The 13,562-nt window shown below is 65.7% G+C and carries 12 protein-coding genes, 3 tRNA genes, 1 rRNA gene and 1 other RNA gene; 6 read left to right on the forward strand and 11 right to left on the reverse strand.

From position 1 onward, the window contains the following. The 4 genes from BMY29_RS14340 to BMY29_RS14350 form a co-directional block, all read right to left on the reverse strand. Positions 1–102: ribosomal RNA gene (locus BMY29_RS14340) — 16S ribosomal RNA — on the reverse strand; the annotation flags it as partial. Between the two features lie 811 nt (positions 103–913). Further along, positions 914–1,020 (reverse strand) — tRNA-Ile (locus tag BMY29_RS14345). Between the two features lie 86 nt (positions 1,021–1,106). After that, positions 1,107–1,235 (reverse strand): hypothetical protein, encoded by a 129-nt coding sequence (locus BMY29_RS21605; protein ID WP_275041260.1) that lies wholly within the window; start codon positions 1,233–1,235, stop codon positions 1,107–1,109. Between the two features lie 112 nt (positions 1,236–1,347). Next, the gene (locus BMY29_RS14350; RefSeq protein WP_049991578.1) at positions 1,348–1,947 is read right to left on the reverse strand and encodes a MogA/MoaB family molybdenum cofactor biosynthesis protein; all 600 of its coding nucleotides are present in this window, start codon (positions 1,945–1,947) and stop codon (positions 1,348–1,350) included. A gap of 209 nt (positions 1,948–2,156) precedes the next feature. Between BMY29_RS14350 and BMY29_RS14355 the strand changes: the two genes are divergently transcribed. Continuing rightward, entirely contained in the window at positions 2,157–2,696 is a 540-nt protein-coding gene (locus BMY29_RS14355) for a hypothetical protein (protein WP_049991577.1), read from the forward strand. 120 nt (positions 2,697–2,816) lie between these two features. On the opposite strand, the gene BMY29_RS14360 is transcribed toward BMY29_RS14355, so the two are convergent. After that, positions 2,817–2,889, reverse strand: a tRNA-Asn gene (locus tag BMY29_RS14360). Positions 2,890–3,014: 125 nt separating this feature from the next. Here BMY29_RS14360 and cca point away from each other — a divergent pair. After that, positions 3,015–4,469, forward strand: coding sequence for a CCA tRNA nucleotidyltransferase (cca, locus tag BMY29_RS14365; RefSeq protein ID WP_074854801.1), 1,455 nt, complete (start codon positions 3,015–3,017; stop codon positions 4,467–4,469). 44 nt (positions 4,470–4,513) lie between these two features. Here the strand turns inward: cca and BMY29_RS14370 are convergent, their stop codons facing one another. From BMY29_RS14370 to BMY29_RS14385, 4 genes are all read right to left on the reverse strand, one after another. Beyond that, positions 4,514–5,410, reverse strand: a complete 897-nt coding sequence (locus BMY29_RS14370) for a hypothetical protein (RefSeq protein WP_049991576.1) — start codon at positions 5,408–5,410, stop codon at positions 4,514–4,516. An 80-nt stretch (positions 5,411–5,490) separates the two neighbouring features. After that, positions 5,491–6,522, reverse strand: a complete 1,032-nt coding sequence (locus BMY29_RS14375) for a histone deacetylase family protein (protein ID WP_049991575.1) — start codon at positions 6,520–6,522, stop codon at positions 5,491–5,493. Between the two features lie 4 nt (positions 6,523–6,526). After that, a complete protein-coding gene (locus BMY29_RS14380; RefSeq protein WP_049991574.1) occupies positions 6,527–6,958 on the reverse strand; it encodes a histone family protein in 432 nt (143 codons plus the stop codon). Between the two features lie 66 nt (positions 6,959–7,024). After that, positions 7,025–8,521, reverse strand: coding sequence for a single-stranded DNA binding protein (locus tag BMY29_RS14385; RefSeq protein WP_049991573.1), 1,497 nt, complete (start codon positions 8,519–8,521; stop codon positions 7,025–7,027). Positions 8,522–8,916: 395 nt separating this feature from the next. Between BMY29_RS14385 and BMY29_RS14390 the strand changes: the two genes are divergently transcribed. The 3 genes from BMY29_RS14390 to BMY29_RS14400 all read left to right on the forward strand — a co-directional run bounded on the left by BMY29_RS14390 (position 8,917) and on the right by BMY29_RS14400 (position 11,979). Then, positions 8,917–9,744: a hypothetical protein gene (locus BMY29_RS14390; RefSeq protein WP_049991572.1), complete on the forward strand. Its 828-nt coding sequence runs from the start codon at positions 8,917–8,919 to the stop codon at positions 9,742–9,744. A 157-nt stretch (positions 9,745–9,901) separates the two neighbouring features. Further along, a tRNA-Arg gene (locus BMY29_RS14395) sits at positions 9,902–9,974 on the forward strand. A 478-nt stretch (positions 9,975–10,452) separates the two neighbouring features. Continuing rightward, positions 10,453–11,979 (forward strand): outer membrane protein assembly factor BamB family protein, encoded by a 1,527-nt coding sequence (locus BMY29_RS14400; RefSeq protein ID WP_160290121.1) that lies wholly within the window; start codon positions 10,453–10,455, stop codon positions 11,977–11,979. A 49-nt stretch (positions 11,980–12,028) separates the two neighbouring features. On the opposite strand, the gene rnpB is transcribed toward BMY29_RS14400, so the two are convergent. Continuing rightward, an RNA gene (rnpB, locus tag BMY29_RS14405) (RNase P RNA component) lies at positions 12,029–12,477 on the reverse strand. A gap of 105 nt (positions 12,478–12,582) precedes the next feature. On the opposite strand from rnpB, the gene BMY29_RS14410 reads away from it, so the two are divergent. After that, positions 12,583–13,182 carry a TIGR00296 family protein gene (locus BMY29_RS14410; RefSeq protein ID WP_049991570.1) on the forward strand — a complete coding sequence of 200 codons (600 nt, stop codon included), beginning with the start codon at positions 12,583–12,585 and terminating at the stop codon, positions 13,180–13,182. A gap of 235 nt (positions 13,183–13,417) precedes the next feature. On the opposite strand, the gene BMY29_RS21610 is transcribed toward BMY29_RS14410, so the two are convergent. Beyond that, a complete protein-coding gene (locus BMY29_RS21610) occupies positions 13,418–13,552 on the reverse strand; it encodes a hypothetical protein (RefSeq protein WP_275041259.1) in 135 nt (44 codons plus the stop codon). Positions 13,553–13,562 lie beyond the last annotated feature (10 nt).

The following is a 13,562-nucleotide window of genomic DNA, read 5'->3' on the forward strand; positions in this document are numbered from 1 at the left end:
GGCCACGTGTTACTGAGCTATCTGCTGCGGGTCTAACCCGCGCAACTAGCATGGCTAAATCGGACTCCAATAGCAATGACCTCCGGCAGGATCAACCGGAATGCTATTCCCCAGCGAAGCTGGGGGTTGGCGGTGAATGTAGGTACACACTCACACTAAATGGGTCCACACGTTCGATGACGCTGGTCGAATGACCGATCGGGCGTCACCGAACTGTCAAGGCTAACATCAGATCCCATCTGTACGGCGGACCGCAGGGGTAGGATCCTCATTTCCTTCGGACGTATTCGTAAGCCACGAAGGGTACTTAACCCCTTCGGGTTCGAACCGTCCGGATCGACGGGGAAAGTCAATCTCCCCATCGATCACGTCTTCGTACCTAACTGTAGTCGCTGTCGACTACTTAAGGGCTACGAACTGAGGGATCAAAGATAGGCAGTAACACACAGTTGCAGGTGAATTTCGCTATCAAAGTTATAAGATCTTCAGATCAATTACGCTTCTACCCTTATTAGTCGTATGACGGCTGAACCGCATCGAAACCGTTCCGACACTGTGAAAACCAGCTTCCGTTTCGCCTAGTCATCGTCGATTACAGGCATCGTGTATCCTAGCAGGATGGACTTCGATCCGAGCAACGTGCTTCTCTAATTCGAGTCGCCAGGCAAGATCGATTTGGTGCTTACGTTCGGTGTAGAATTGAGGACTCTGACGGATTCGAACCACGCCGACGGCTCGCTTCGCTCGCCGTCGTCTAGTCCGAACCGTCAAGGAAGCGTTCCGTGCTGCTCGCGTCTACTCGCAGCACTCTATGGCCCTGACGGATTCGAACCTCGGTCGGAACGACGCTCCTTCCTGCTTCGAATCCGCAGGGATCCATTCCACGAGGCTCGCATCTGCTCGCCTCGCTCCATGGGCCCTGACGGATTCGAACCATCGACCACTCGGTGTCTCACACGACCTCACACGGTCAGGTCGCGTTATGAGCCGAGCGCTCTAACCAGACTGAGCTAAGGGCCCTCTATCCGAGAAAAATTGCGCGCGCTAATTAACCCTTGCTGTCTGTTTCGCTCGTCCGTACGAACCTGATGCTGTCCCGACTCGACCTATGCGGTCAGCGCCTCGAGCTCCTCGTCGCTCAGTTCGTCCTCGAACTCGTCCGCACTGTGTGATTCGAGTACCTCCTCGCGTTCGTCGGCGTCGAGTTCAGCGATGGCCTCGAAGTGGTGGCACATAGCATTCGAAACCAGGCGGCCGGTGTCAATAAACCCTGTTCAGGAGAATTGACTGCTCACCGCCGAAACGGGACGGTGACCAGGCGAGTCGAATTGCCGTCTCGGTTCGATTTCAGTCCGAGGTTCGATTCTGCTCTTGATAGTCCGCCAGCGTCTGGTCGTTCGTTCCGGCGCGGTGGCGCGTCGCCAGGCCCGCGAGGTGTGGCGCTTCGGGGACGATCAGGTCCTCGCAGGCGGTTTCGCAGGCGCTTTTGCTGCCGGGGAGACAGAAGACGGGTGTATCGACGGCAATCCCGGCGGTCGCACGCGAGGCCATCGCGCGCGTCCCGACCTCGTCCCAGGAGAGGGACCTGAACAACTCGCCGAAGCCGGGGAGTTCGCGTTCGAACAGCGACGACGTGGCCTCCGGCGAGACGTCGTCGACGGTGACGCCGGTGCCGCCGGTGGTACACACTACGTCGATGTCGCGGCGCGCGACCAGACTCCGGACGGCGGTCCGGATCGCGGAGTAGTCGTCGCGGACCAACAGTCGCTCTGTTACCTCGTGGCCCGCATCCTCGAACGACGCCTGGATAGTGTCCCCGCCCGGATCGTCGGGATCGTCCGCGCCCGCGCGCGAAGTAGAGACGGTAACGATTCCGACGTGGAGCGGGTCGATGATGTCGTGGCCGTGATCGTCGGTGTGTCGTCGATCGTCGCGATCGCTGGACATGGTGGTACGTCACTGGCGGAAGACGATAATCCCTCCCCTGACGGGCAGCGGTCGGACCACTGCTGGCCGCGACGTATCTGCTCTCGAACGCCGGGTGCGACCTCCCCGTCGGGACGAAGCGGTGCTCCGGCAACCGTATCTGCTCGACGCACTGTCGTTCCAGGCGACGGATGCTGAAATTTTTTCTGCTCGCACACGTGCGCTCATACATGGGAGAGAATAACTCGCAGATGCGTGAACTCGACGGCGTCGGTGTCTGGGGCGGCGGTATCACGGGCGGCCTGGTCGCCGGGATCGCCATGGGCCTGGTCCTCCACTTCGGCGGCAACCAGATCGAACTGTTGGGCGGGCTCGCGGCGGATCCCGGTGCGGCGGTCGGCGTCGGCTGGACGATCCACCTGATGCTGAGCATGCTGTTCGGACTGCTGTTCGCCGCGATCACCTCGCGGGAGGCGGTCCGGGAACTGGTGGAGACGTTCAGCGACTACGTCGTCACGGGCCTGGTCTTCGGGGCGCTTCTCGGTCTCTTCGCCGGTGGCGTCCTGTTCCCGATCGCGATGGGACGCGTCGGGGTAGCGACGTTACCGCTCCCGTTCCTACCGGTGCCCGGGCTCGCGGCGGAGCTGGTCAGCGCGCTGCTGTTCGCGCTGGGACACCTCGTTTACGGAATCGTCCTGGGTGCCGTCTTCGCGACGGTCAACGGGGTGACGCCGAGCGGCGTACGTAAGTACGTCCCGCTCGTGCGGTGAGCGGCCGGACGGTTCGTAACCGGCTCGCTCCTGCCGCTGTCGGTTAGACGACGGTCTCGAGACGAATCCAGAAGTTACGGGGTAGCGGCACCGCTTACGGATAGAATTTGAGAGAAGCAGCGCCGAAGCCAGGACTCGAACCTGGGACAACCTCGTTAACAGCGAGGTGCTCTACCATCTGAGCTACTTCGGCTGCGTTCTTTGATAACCGGCTGTATTTGATAGGGCTTTCGTTTTTACTCGCTTCCGCGGTTCGATACCCCTTCACGCACTCGCGGGTCGATACCCTTTCACCCGCCGCGCCGGTAGGGCCACGCGATGACCGAGGAGGACGACAGCGACGAGCACGAGGTCCGGAACGCGAGCCGCGCTCGCGACCTCGAGACGGTCGTCGCCGAGATTCGCGACCGCGTCGATCCGGACGACGACGAGCGCGACCGACTCCGCGAGGTCGCCGACCGACTCATGGACCGCGCCGAAACGGCGGCGACGGAGCTGTGCGACGGCGCCGACGTCTTACAGGTCGGCTCGACTGCCCGCAACACCTGGATCAGCGGCGACCGCGACATCGACGTCTTCGTCCGCTTTCCGCCGGAGCTCGATCGCGAAACGCTCGAGGAACACGGGCTCGAGGTCGGCCACGCCACCCTGCCGGAGGGCCACGAGGAGTACGCCGAACACCCCTACGTCAAGGGCGAGGTCGAGGGCTTCGACGTCGACGTGGTCCCCTGTTTCCGGCTCGAGTCCGCCACCGAGATCCGCTCGGCGGTCGATCGCACGCCCTTCCACACCAGATACCTCCAGACGCGACTCGACGAGGATCTCGCCGCCGCCGTCCGCGTCACCAAACAGTTCCTCAAGGGGATCGGGGTCTACGGCAGCGACCTCAGGACGCAGGGCTTCAGCGGCTACCTGACCGAACTGCTCGTCTGCGAGTACGGCGGGTTCCGGCCGCTGCTCGAGGCCGCGGCCGACTGGCACCCGCCGGTCGAACTCGATCCCGAGGATCACGGCCAGGCGCGCGAGACGGCGTCACCGTCTCGGGACGAAGAAGTCAACGATGTTGACCTCCCGTTCGACGATCCGTTGGTCGTCATCGACCCGACCGATCCCGAGCGCAACGTCGCGGCCGTCTGTTCGTCCGAGAACGTCGCCCGATTCCAACACTACGCTCGCGAGTTTCTCGAGTCACCACACACCGATTTCTTCGATCCGTCCGAGCCCGAACCGCTGACCGAAGCCGACCTGTCTGCCCACCTCGAGCGCCGGGGGACTACGCCCGTCGCCGTCCGGTTCGACGCACCCGACCTGGTCGAGGATCAGCTCTACCCGCAACTGCGTAAATCGCTCGCCGGCATCACGCAGGGGCTGGACGACCGCGGATTCGACGTCTTCCGGGCGACGACGATCGCCGACGAGACGGCCGTCGTCTTCGCCGAGCTCGCGGTGGCCGAACGGCCCGCCGTCGAGCGCCACGAGGGACCGCCGATCCACGTCCGCGGTCACGCGGACGGCTTCTACGTCGCCTACGCGGACGATCCGGACGCCTACGGACCGTTCATCGAGGACGATCGGTACGTCACCGAACGCGAACGCGAGTTCACGACCGCCCGCGAGTTCCTCGAGAGCGATCGTCTCTTCGACGTGGGCCTGGGTGCACACGTCGAGACCGCGCTCGAAGACGGGTACGAGGTACTGATCGACGACGAGGTCGCCGCCCTGCTCGACGAATTCGGCGCGGAATTAGCGGCCTACTTCGAGCCGCGTCCCTGAACGGCTACGCGCAAGGGGACGCTGCTCCGATCGAGCGTCGCAGATCACAGTCCGCGGCGACTCGCTGTTCCGCGAACCGTCCACGTAAACGGCTCGTCGAACGCGGTGATCGGACGGTCGGTCCGGAGTTCGAGCAGCCCGAGCATCGATTCGGACATCGACGAATCGCCGGTAAACGAGAGCGTCACCCGATTCGCGTCGCGATCGTACGCCGCGTCGACGGTCCCCTCGTTGACCCAGGTCGTCCGCTCGTAGCCGGCGTTCCACCCGCTGGGGAGTTCCCGCAGGAGCGTGAGCGTACAGACGCCACTCTCGGGGTCGATCGGTCCGGTGGGGAGCACCGTTCGGACCTCGATGGCCGGGTCGATGCGAAGGTCGATCTCTAGTCGCCGTATTCGGTGTCGAGAGAGGTGCCCGTCTTCGACGTGTGCGAGCGAGTACAGTCGCGAGCCGTACAGATACGAGCCGTCGACTCGCTCGGGCGCTTTTTCGAGAGTGACCGAGTTCTGGACCGACACGCCTGGCCCGTCCGTATCGTCGCCGTCGCTTTCGTTCTCGCTCCCACTTCCGTCGCCGCCTTGGCCCCCGTCCGCGGTCCGCCACAGGTGATAGCGCTCGTTCCAGGCGTCGATCATCGAGAAATTGGCGCTGTAACTGGTAGAATCGATCCGGCCGGGATCTGGGTCGCAGCGGTGGCTGACCGACGGCTTCCGGCGGGGCGTTCGATCACCGTCCTCGACGGGGGTTACTCCCGTCTCGTCGAGCGAGAACTCGTCGTCGACGGTCAATCGCCGCGTCACGTCGGTCTCGTCGGTCCGCGTGGACCAGGCCCGATAGCCGAGTCCGGTTCCGCCGGCGAGCCCGAGCGTTCCGAGACCGGCGAGGAGGGCCCGTCTGCTCGGACTATTCGGGCCGCTCGATCCGGGGATATCAGGGGACATTACGCGAAAGTGGCGCCCACTATGTCAAAAACACAGCCGTTTCCGAGTCGAGGCGACGGAATCGGGTTCGATCCGCGCGGTCACGGAAGCTCGACGTCTAACCCGTGGGCGTCGAGGACGTCTTCGAGGACCGACGTCGCCTGGTCGTCCGGATCGTCATCGTCGTCGGGTTCGATCGGCTCGCGGCCGTCGAAGGTCTCGTGGACCATGCCGATGCTGTCGGCGAGCACGTCCAGACTGTAGCCGCCCTCGAGGACGAAGGCCAACGCGGCGTCGGCGTCGTCGGCGAGCGACCGGATCCGGTCGGTCATGAGCGCGTAAGCCTCGGTCGAGAGACGGACCCGCGAGATCGGATCGTGGCGGTGGGCGTCGAAGCCTGCGCTGACGAGCACCAGATCGGGATCGAAGTCGGTGAGCGCGGCGGTGACCGGGCCATCGAGCGCCGCGAGGTACTCGCTGTCGTCGGTCCCGGCCGGCACCGGGACGTTCATCGTCGTCCCCTTGCCGTCGCCCTCGCCGATCTCGTCGATTTCGCCGGTACCGGGGTAGAGCCCCTGCTCGTGGAGGGAGACGAAGAAGACGTCGCCCCGGTCGTAGAAGATATCCTGGGTTCCGTTGCCGTGGTGGACGTCCCAGTCGATGATCGCGACGCGGTCGACGTCGTAGTCGTCGTGGTCGAGCGCGTGCTGGGCGGCGACCGCGACGTTGTTGACGAAGCAAAACCCCATCGCGTCGTCTTCGACCGCGTGGTGGCCGGGCGGACGACCGAGCGAGAACGGGGTTTCGCGACCCGCAGCCCCCTCGAGCGCCGTTTCGGCGGCCCAACAGGCGAGCCCGGCGCTTTGGCAAGCCGCGTCCCAGGTCTCCTCGACGGCGGTAGTGTCGGGGTCCCAGCTCCCGCCGCCGTCGGCGCAGAACTCCTGGACGGACTCAACGTACTCCCGGTCGTGGACGGCCGCCATCGCGTCGATATCGCAGGGGTCGGGCTCGACGTAGTCGACGCCGTGTTTCTTCTTCAGGCCTTCCTGGATCGCGCGCAGCCGGTCCGGCGACTCGGGGTGGCGCGAACCGGGATCGTGTGCGAGACAGACCTCGCTGTAGCCGAACTGCATCTGCTCACTCGAACAGCGAGAAGTACGTCTCGATGTCGTCGTCGGTGATGGTCCGCCGGTCCGCGTGGTGCGCGAGGATCGCCGCCGCCCGGGCGACGTTGTCCGCGTAATCCTCGAGAATATCGGCGAGCGCGACGCGGGCGTCCATCGAGACGCGATAGCGGTCGTCGATCTCCAGCCTGGCGATGCGATCGACCGGCGCGACGGGGAGTTCGAGGTCGTCCTTGTCGACGACCGTCTCGACGCCGAAGTCATCGGCCATCAGCGTCTTGCGGCCGTCCGCCGTCGCCTCCTCGGCGGCGTCGACCGCGAGTTCGCTCCCGTGGTCTTGGATCCGCGCTGCGAGTTCCTCCGACGCGTCGGCGCTCACCCGAAGATCGCCCGCGTTCCGCCGGATGATCGTATCCACCGGGGCGAACGGGAGTTCGACGTTCATATCATGATAGGCGAAGCTAACTCCCTTAACGCTTTTCCTAGGCGGTCGATGAGGTTGCTCGCGCCGTCAGAACACGTCGTTTGCCTCGAGTCGGCCGTCGCGGACGACCCCGCGAGCGGTCACCTCCTCGCCGAGGCCGACGTCGACGTCCGTCGCGACGCTCATCGTCGTCTCGCCGTCGTCGAGAACGATCGGATCGCCGGCCTGGACCACGACGCCGGTGAACTCGAGTTCCTCGCCGTTGGTCGGTTCGTCGGAGCCGGCGTTGGCTTCGGCCGCGGCACCGCCGGCATCGGCGGATTCGGCTGCCGTAGCGCCGGTGTCGTCCGCCGACGCCCCTGCATCTCCACCGGCCTCGGATCCGGCCCCGTCCTCGTCGCCGGCGAACGCCGACAACCCGGCGTTCTGGTCGCTCGCGCCGTCAGCACCGCTTTCGCCGCCGGTGCCCCCGGAGTCGGACTGAGATTCGAGTACCGTAATCGTCGACTGCCAGCCCGCGGAGGCCTCTAAGTCGTCCTGCCAGCCGTCCTGAATCTCGACGTCGCCCAGCGCGACTTCGTCGCCTGGTCCGATGTTGACGTCGGCTTTCTCGCCCCAGAGGGCGACGCGGATATCGCCGGTGGCGTCTTGGACGCGGATGTTTCGGACCTGCCCTTCCGAACCGTCGTCGCGGTCGAAGGTCCGCTTCGGATCGGCCGAGCGGATGACGCCCGCGATGTCGACCGTCTGGCCGATCTCGACGTCCTCGATGGGCGTGCTCTCGGGGACGTACTCGACCTCCTCGTCGACCGCTTCGACGGCCCCGCGGTTGCCGACGTGCAGTTCTAGCTGTCCGTCGCGTTCCTTGACGTAGCCGTCGATCACTTCGGCGGTCTCGTCCGGGTCGAACTCCGTCGCGAGGTCGGCCTGGTCGTCCCACAGCGTCACGCGGATGCGACCGGTCTCGTCGCCGAGCACGAGGTTCGAGACCCGGCCCTCGGAGCCGTCGTCGCGATCGAACGTGCGCACGCTGTCGGTATCGAGCACCAGGCCGACGAGGTTGACGTTCGAGAGGCCAAGCGAGAGGTCCTCGACGGTGTGGGTGTCCGAAACCTGCACGTCGACCTCGGTGTCCGCGTCGGGTTCGACGTCGTCGACGCTGACCTCGACGCCGGAAAAGCCCTCCTTGGGCCGACCCTTGATCCGCAGGACCTGGCCTTCCTCGAGTTCCTCGATCGCGGCCTCGGCGTGGTCGTCCCAGAAGGCCGCGCGCACGGAACCGGTCTCGTCGGCGACCTCGACGTTGACGACCCGGCCGTCTTCGTCCTCGCCGTCGCGCTCGAAGGTGCGCATCTCGCCGATCGAGATCACCTTGGCGACGAACTTGGCCTCCTCCATGCCGGGTTCGATGTCGGCGACGCCGCCGACCTCACTCTCGCCGAGTTCGTGAGCGACGAGCATCGCCGCCGTCTCCTCGTCCGCGAGTCCCCCCATCTGCTCCACTTTCGCCTCGACGGCCTCGCGAAACTCCTCGAGGGAGACGTCGGCCTCGAGGTCTTCGTAGACGCCCTCGATGTCGCTCATTCTATGCTCAGGCATGGGTAGCCCGCGCATAAGCGTTGTCCATTCGGTGTCTCGGACCGGATTCGTGCGTGAGATGACCACGCGCGCGGTCGATCGGTTGCACTGCCCATCGCGAGGACCGGAATCGAAGGGCCCGCACCGTGACGGCGCTCGATCGGGAAATCACGGCGGCATCTGGCCGCCCCACGATATATAAACGTCAGTACCGGCACCGAGCTGTCGCGGTTGGGTAACCGAGCACGGACGCGGCCATACCGCTGTCCCGATCTGATACAACCGGTTTGGCCGTGAATATTTATGACCGAGGGCGGAAATGAACCCAGTGTGAGTACGATGATCGCCCTGGCAACCGTTCGCTCGTCGAAGCGTCGCGGAACACGGAGTGAACACGCCGCATGACCCGCCGCCCCGTCCGAACGGTCGCGATTGCCGGCCTCGGCGGTCTCGCGAACGCCGCCGTCGTGGCCGCTCTCCTGGTCCACTTCGACTACCCGCTACTTGATTCGACCGTCGACCTCGCGGTGGTGGCGACGATGGCGTTCCTGCTCGGGGCCGTCCCGTTTTCGATCGCAGCGCACACCGGCCTGGTCGCACCCGCGGGCGGGCTCGCGGCGCTTCTGTGCGGAACCGTATACGTCGAACTGACCACGCCAATCCCCGAAAAAGTGGGCGAACTCGGCGGCTACGATATCGTCGAGGGACCGTTTCACATCTACAATTACGCCGACTCGTGGCTCGTGTTGCTCGCCCTGTTGCTGGTCGCCGGCGTCGCCGAGTTCGCGATCCGACGCGGCTACGGCCTCGGGGCCGCTCGGCTCCGAAACCTCCCCGCGCTTCCGCTGCCGTGGCGCACCCTCGCGAAAACCGTCGCCGGCGTCGCCGCCCTCGTCGGCATCGGGACGGTGGTGCTGGTCGACGAGTCGGCCGGTCTCACGCCCGAGACGGTGTTCGTCGTCTTTGTCAGCGCCGCCGTGGTCACCGTGGTGCCGCTCGCGGCGCTGCTCGCCAGGGGACTGCTCGCTCCGCTCGTGCTGTTCGCGCTCGTCGTCCCGCGTTTTCTTCTCGTGGAGATCTTCCTGACGACGGACAGCTACGTCCATATCCTCGTCTTCGGCCCCTACGCGATCATCCTCGCGATCGCCTGGAAACTCGAGGCTCTGCTCCGGTCGCGCTATCGAGGGTGGAACGGCGGCCGGTTCGCCAGGCGAACGAACGCCTGGTGACAACAACCCGGACCCGACTCGGGACGAACGGCGGCGATTCCCGCTGCGAGCCGGGTCGGAGCCCGCTTCGAGACGCGGGAGCACGAGAATGTGACGCAGAGCCGATGGCGATTCCTTTCGAAAGTGCTTTAATGTTCTCCCGGTTACGTAGAGATGAGTCCTGATAGGGTAGTGGACTATCCTCTTGGCTTGCGGAGCCAGGGACCGGAGTTCAAATCTCCGTCAGGACGCTCACTTTCATCCACGACCTGCCGTACCTCACACTCACTACGTTCGTGTGAGACTCCGTCAGGACGTTTCTCTTCAGCACAAGACCGCGAGCGTAGCGAGCGGTTCCTCTCGAAGACGACTCGTAGAGAAGTGAACGGCAGCGCCGCAATCACGGTGATGATCGCCACGAGCGCCGCGTCCTGGCAACGGGCCAATTGGCCGTGGGGTTCCGATCGGTCAGCGGCAGAGAGCCGGTATCCGTCAGGAGCGCGTCGCGGTGCTTCGTCGTCGGGTCGGGCTTGTCGCTCGCGAGTGCGCGCGGTCATACAAGCATTCGACGTCTCCGAGGAGATCGCGGACGACCCGGCCGAGACCGTCGAAGCGGGTGCCGTCCGAAGAGCGGTTTGAAGCGCGGACGGCCCGTGATCGTTACGATTTCGTTATTGAAAATACATTAACAGTGTGATAGATATAAAGATGGTCGCCCGTTGGTCACGTATGCCTGGCAACACGAGGCGACGATTCGTCAAAGGGTGCGCGACGGCTGCGATGGTTGGCGGTGTACTCGCGCAATCGAGTGCCGGTTCGTCGACCGACGACAAGGACGAGGGAAACGGATTGCCGCCACGGCCCCCCGAGGCCGCGACGGGTTGGTCCGCCTATCGGGGCGGATACGGAAACGCTGCCGCGGTCGGCGCCGACCACGGGTTCGGCGACGGGTTCGAGTTCGAGGCCCTCGAACCCGACTGGGAGTCCGACGCCGCGGGGCTGCCGGTCGTCGACGACGGCACTGTCTATCTCTCGTCCGAGGGCACAGTGCACGCACTCGACGCCGACGACGGCACCCTCGTGTGGCGTAGCGAAGACGTCGGCGCCACCGATCCGCCGACGGTCGCCTACGACACCGTCTACGTCGGCGGTTCCGGGAGCGTGACCGCGCTCGACCCCGCGATCGGGACCGTTCTGTGGCAGACGGACCTCGCCGACTCGGACACCGGTACCGCCGACGCAGATCCCGACACCGATGCGACCGTCTCGCCGCCGACGGTCGCGTTCGGGACGGCCTACGCGTACTGCGACGGCCGTCTGTACGCGCTCGACGCCGAGACCGGTGCGGTCGACTGGACGCGCGACTCGGTCACGGTGACCCAGGGCGATCCCTGGGAGGACCAGGCGACCGTCGAGCGATCGCTCGCGGGCGACCCGGTGGCCACCGACGAGTACGTCTTCGCGATCGCCGAGGCGGGGACGCTCGTCGGGTTCGATCCGCTGACCGGCGAGCAGCGGGTGACGACCGACACGTACTACCACTACCTCCTCGACCTCGCGGCGACCGACGACAGGGTGTACGTTAGGACGGGCTCCGAAGCGGTCGCCGCCTACGACCAGGCGACCGGCGAGCGCGAGGACGCGTGGCACGGCCCGATCCGCCGCATCGCCGTTCGCGAGGACGTACTGATCTTCGTCACGCGGTACGAACTCGTCGCGGTCGATCTCGAGACCGGCGACCAGCGGTGGACGGTCGGAAACTACTCGCACACGATCGGGGCGCCGGTGATCGCCTGTAACACGGTCCTCGTCGGGTTCGGCGTCGAGGGCCGGGAGTACGAGAACTCGCTCGTCGCGTTCGATATCGCCGACGGCAGCGAGCGGTGGGCCTTCTCGCGGACCGGGACCGACCAGATCGGCGAGCGGTGCGCGGTCGCCGATCGGACGATCTACGTCGACGACGGCGGGCTGACCGCGATCCGCGCGGGCGACGGGGACGAAGATGGAGACTCCGATCCGACCGATCGAGCCGACCGGCGAACCGAGAGGAACGAAAACGACGGACTCGATGAGAGCGGCGAGGTCGCCGCAGAAGACGAAGAACCGACTGAGTCGACTCGAACGACCGACGACGAACGCGGTGCGAACGACGCCGCCCTGCGGTCCGACGACAGCGGCAAGGTGACGGACGACACGAGCGACGACGGGCAGCGATCGCGCTCGCTCTGGCGGACGATACTGACGTTGCTCCGGTAGCGATCGGCGACAGCCCGAGCCGGTCCGGTCGCTCTCGAGTACGGAAAACGGGTGAGAGGAGTAAGCCCCCTTCTGTTCGTCCCGGCATTCGGCTGAGCGTCCGCGCCGTCCGCGGCGGCGCCGCGGGGTGTTCGGGCTACCACGGCGCGGACTTGCACCGGTGAGGGTTCGCCGTTCCATCGATCCTCGGCCGTCTCCGTGTGGCCGATCACGCCAGGCGTGATCCACGGGTTCGAACCGTGAGTAGACGACCACACGCCCTCTGCGGGTCAACTCCCCTTCCTCTCGGTCGGGTTCGCGCGCATCATCGGTCGGGCCGAGACGTGTCGTTTCTGTTCCAGAGCCAGCGGTCTCCCGCTCCGGACTTGCGTCCGGTCACCTGCCCGAACAGGTGGGGGGACTTTCCTCGCGAGCGCTGCTCGACTCGGGGAGTCGGGCAACGTTGTGTGGGCGCGCCGTCACCGGCGCGGCCACCGCGGCAGCCAGGCTCTCTCTCCCAGTGACCATAGGACCGTCGGGCGAATAAGTCCCCCGGTCGGCGCTGCGACCGGCCGTCGAGCGGAATGGAAGCGTTTTAGGACGGCTATCACCATGTCCATTTGTATGTCCCAGCGACAGGGCGTCGACCTCTCCTACGAGGACGGTGCACGCGCGGTTGAACTCGCGCGTGAATCCGTCGAATCTTACGTACGACACGGACAACGAGAACAACCGGGCAGCATGCGCGAAGCCTTCTACGAGCGGACCGGCGCGTTCGTCCGCCTCGAATCGACCCGCGGCCGGGGGAGCCTGCGGGGCTGTGCGGGCGGCTACCGCTCCGGCGACCAGCTCGGCCACGTCATCGTCGACGCGGCGATCGAAGCCGCGAGCGAGGACTCCTGTGGCTCCGAGGTTCGACCCTCGGAACTGCCGAATCTCACTGTCTCCGTCTGTACCGTCAAGAGCGTCGTTTTGACCGATGATCCGCTCGCCGACCTCGAACTCGGCACCCACGGCGCCGCCATCGACGGCGGCGAGGGTGGGTGGCTCTACCCGACCGTTCCGGTCGAGAACGACTGGAGCGCCCGCGAGTACCTCGACCGCACCTGCCGGAAGGCCAAACTCGCGCCAGGCGCCTGGCAGGACGACGACGTCGTCGTGACGCTGTTCGAAGGCCAGGTCTTCCGCGAGCGCGAGGCCGACGGCAGCATCGAGGAAGTGTAGGCCGACGCCGATAGGCGATTCTTCTCGACTTTCGGTTCTCTGCGACCCGCGATTCCGCGATCGGAGCCGCAGCGCCCCGTCGCACCGGGCCGCGAGCCGCCCGATCGATCACGACCCCCGAATCGCCGGGCTCTCGCTCGACCGTCGCCGCGAACAGCGCTGCCACCGCCTCGGATAGCAGTCGCAGGGCGATCCAGAGCGCGAGCAGGGCGACGAGGGCACGGCCGACGACGCCCTAGAACGACGCGACCGTCACCGTAGCGACGACCGAGACGGAGGCGGTCAGGCCGGCCAGGACGGCGAGCCCGGCGAACGGCCAGTTCGCGAGTTCGAACGGCGAATCGGTCGCATTCGGGCTGAACGCGCCCATAATCGACCGT

This window comes from Natrinema salifodinae (genome assembly GCF_900110455.1).
In the GTDB taxonomy this organism is placed as follows: Archaea; Halobacteriota; Halobacteria; order Halobacteriales; family Natrialbaceae; genus Natrinema; species Natrinema salifodinae.

Bases quoted from the DNA above. Each gene is read 5' to 3' on its own strand.
- cca (WP_074854801.1), top strand. From the start codon at position 3,015: ATGACCGAGGAGGACGACAGCGACGAGCACGAGGTCCGGAACGCGAGC.
- BMY29_RS14385 (WP_049991573.1), bottom strand. From the start codon at position 8,521: ATGAGCGACATCGAGGGCGTCTACGAAGACCTCGAGGCCGACGTCTCC.
- BMY29_RS14390 (WP_049991572.1), top strand. From the start codon at position 8,917: ATGACCCGCCGCCCCGTCCGAACGGTCGCGATTGCCGGCCTCGGCGGT.
- BMY29_RS14375 (WP_049991575.1), bottom strand. From the start codon at position 6,522: ATGCAGTTCGGCTACAGCGAGGTCTGTCTCGCACACGATCCCGGTTCG.
- BMY29_RS14380 (WP_049991574.1), bottom strand. From the start codon at position 6,958: ATGAACGTCGAACTCCCGTTCGCCCCGGTGGATACGATCATCCGGCGG.
- BMY29_RS14350 (WP_049991578.1), bottom strand. From the start codon at position 1,947: ATGTCCAGCGATCGCGACGATCGACGACACACCGACGATCACGGCCAC.
- BMY29_RS21610 (WP_275041259.1), bottom strand. From the start codon at position 13,552: ATGGGCGCGTTCAGCCCGAATGCGACCGATTCGCCGTTCGAACTCGCG.
- BMY29_RS14355 (WP_049991577.1), top strand. From the start codon at position 2,157: ATGGGAGAGAATAACTCGCAGATGCGTGAACTCGACGGCGTCGGTGTC.
- BMY29_RS14370 (WP_049991576.1), bottom strand. From the start codon at position 5,410: ATGTCCCCTGATATCCCCGGATCGAGCGGCCCGAATAGTCCGAGCAGA.
- BMY29_RS14410 (WP_049991570.1), top strand. From the start codon at position 12,583: ATGTCCCAGCGACAGGGCGTCGACCTCTCCTACGAGGACGGTGCACGC.
- BMY29_RS21605 (WP_275041260.1), bottom strand. From the start codon at position 1,235: ATGTGCCACCACTTCGAGGCCATCGCTGAACTCGACGCCGACGAACGC.
- BMY29_RS14400 (WP_160290121.1), top strand. From the start codon at position 10,453: ATGCCTGGCAACACGAGGCGACGATTCGTCAAAGGGTGCGCGACGGCT.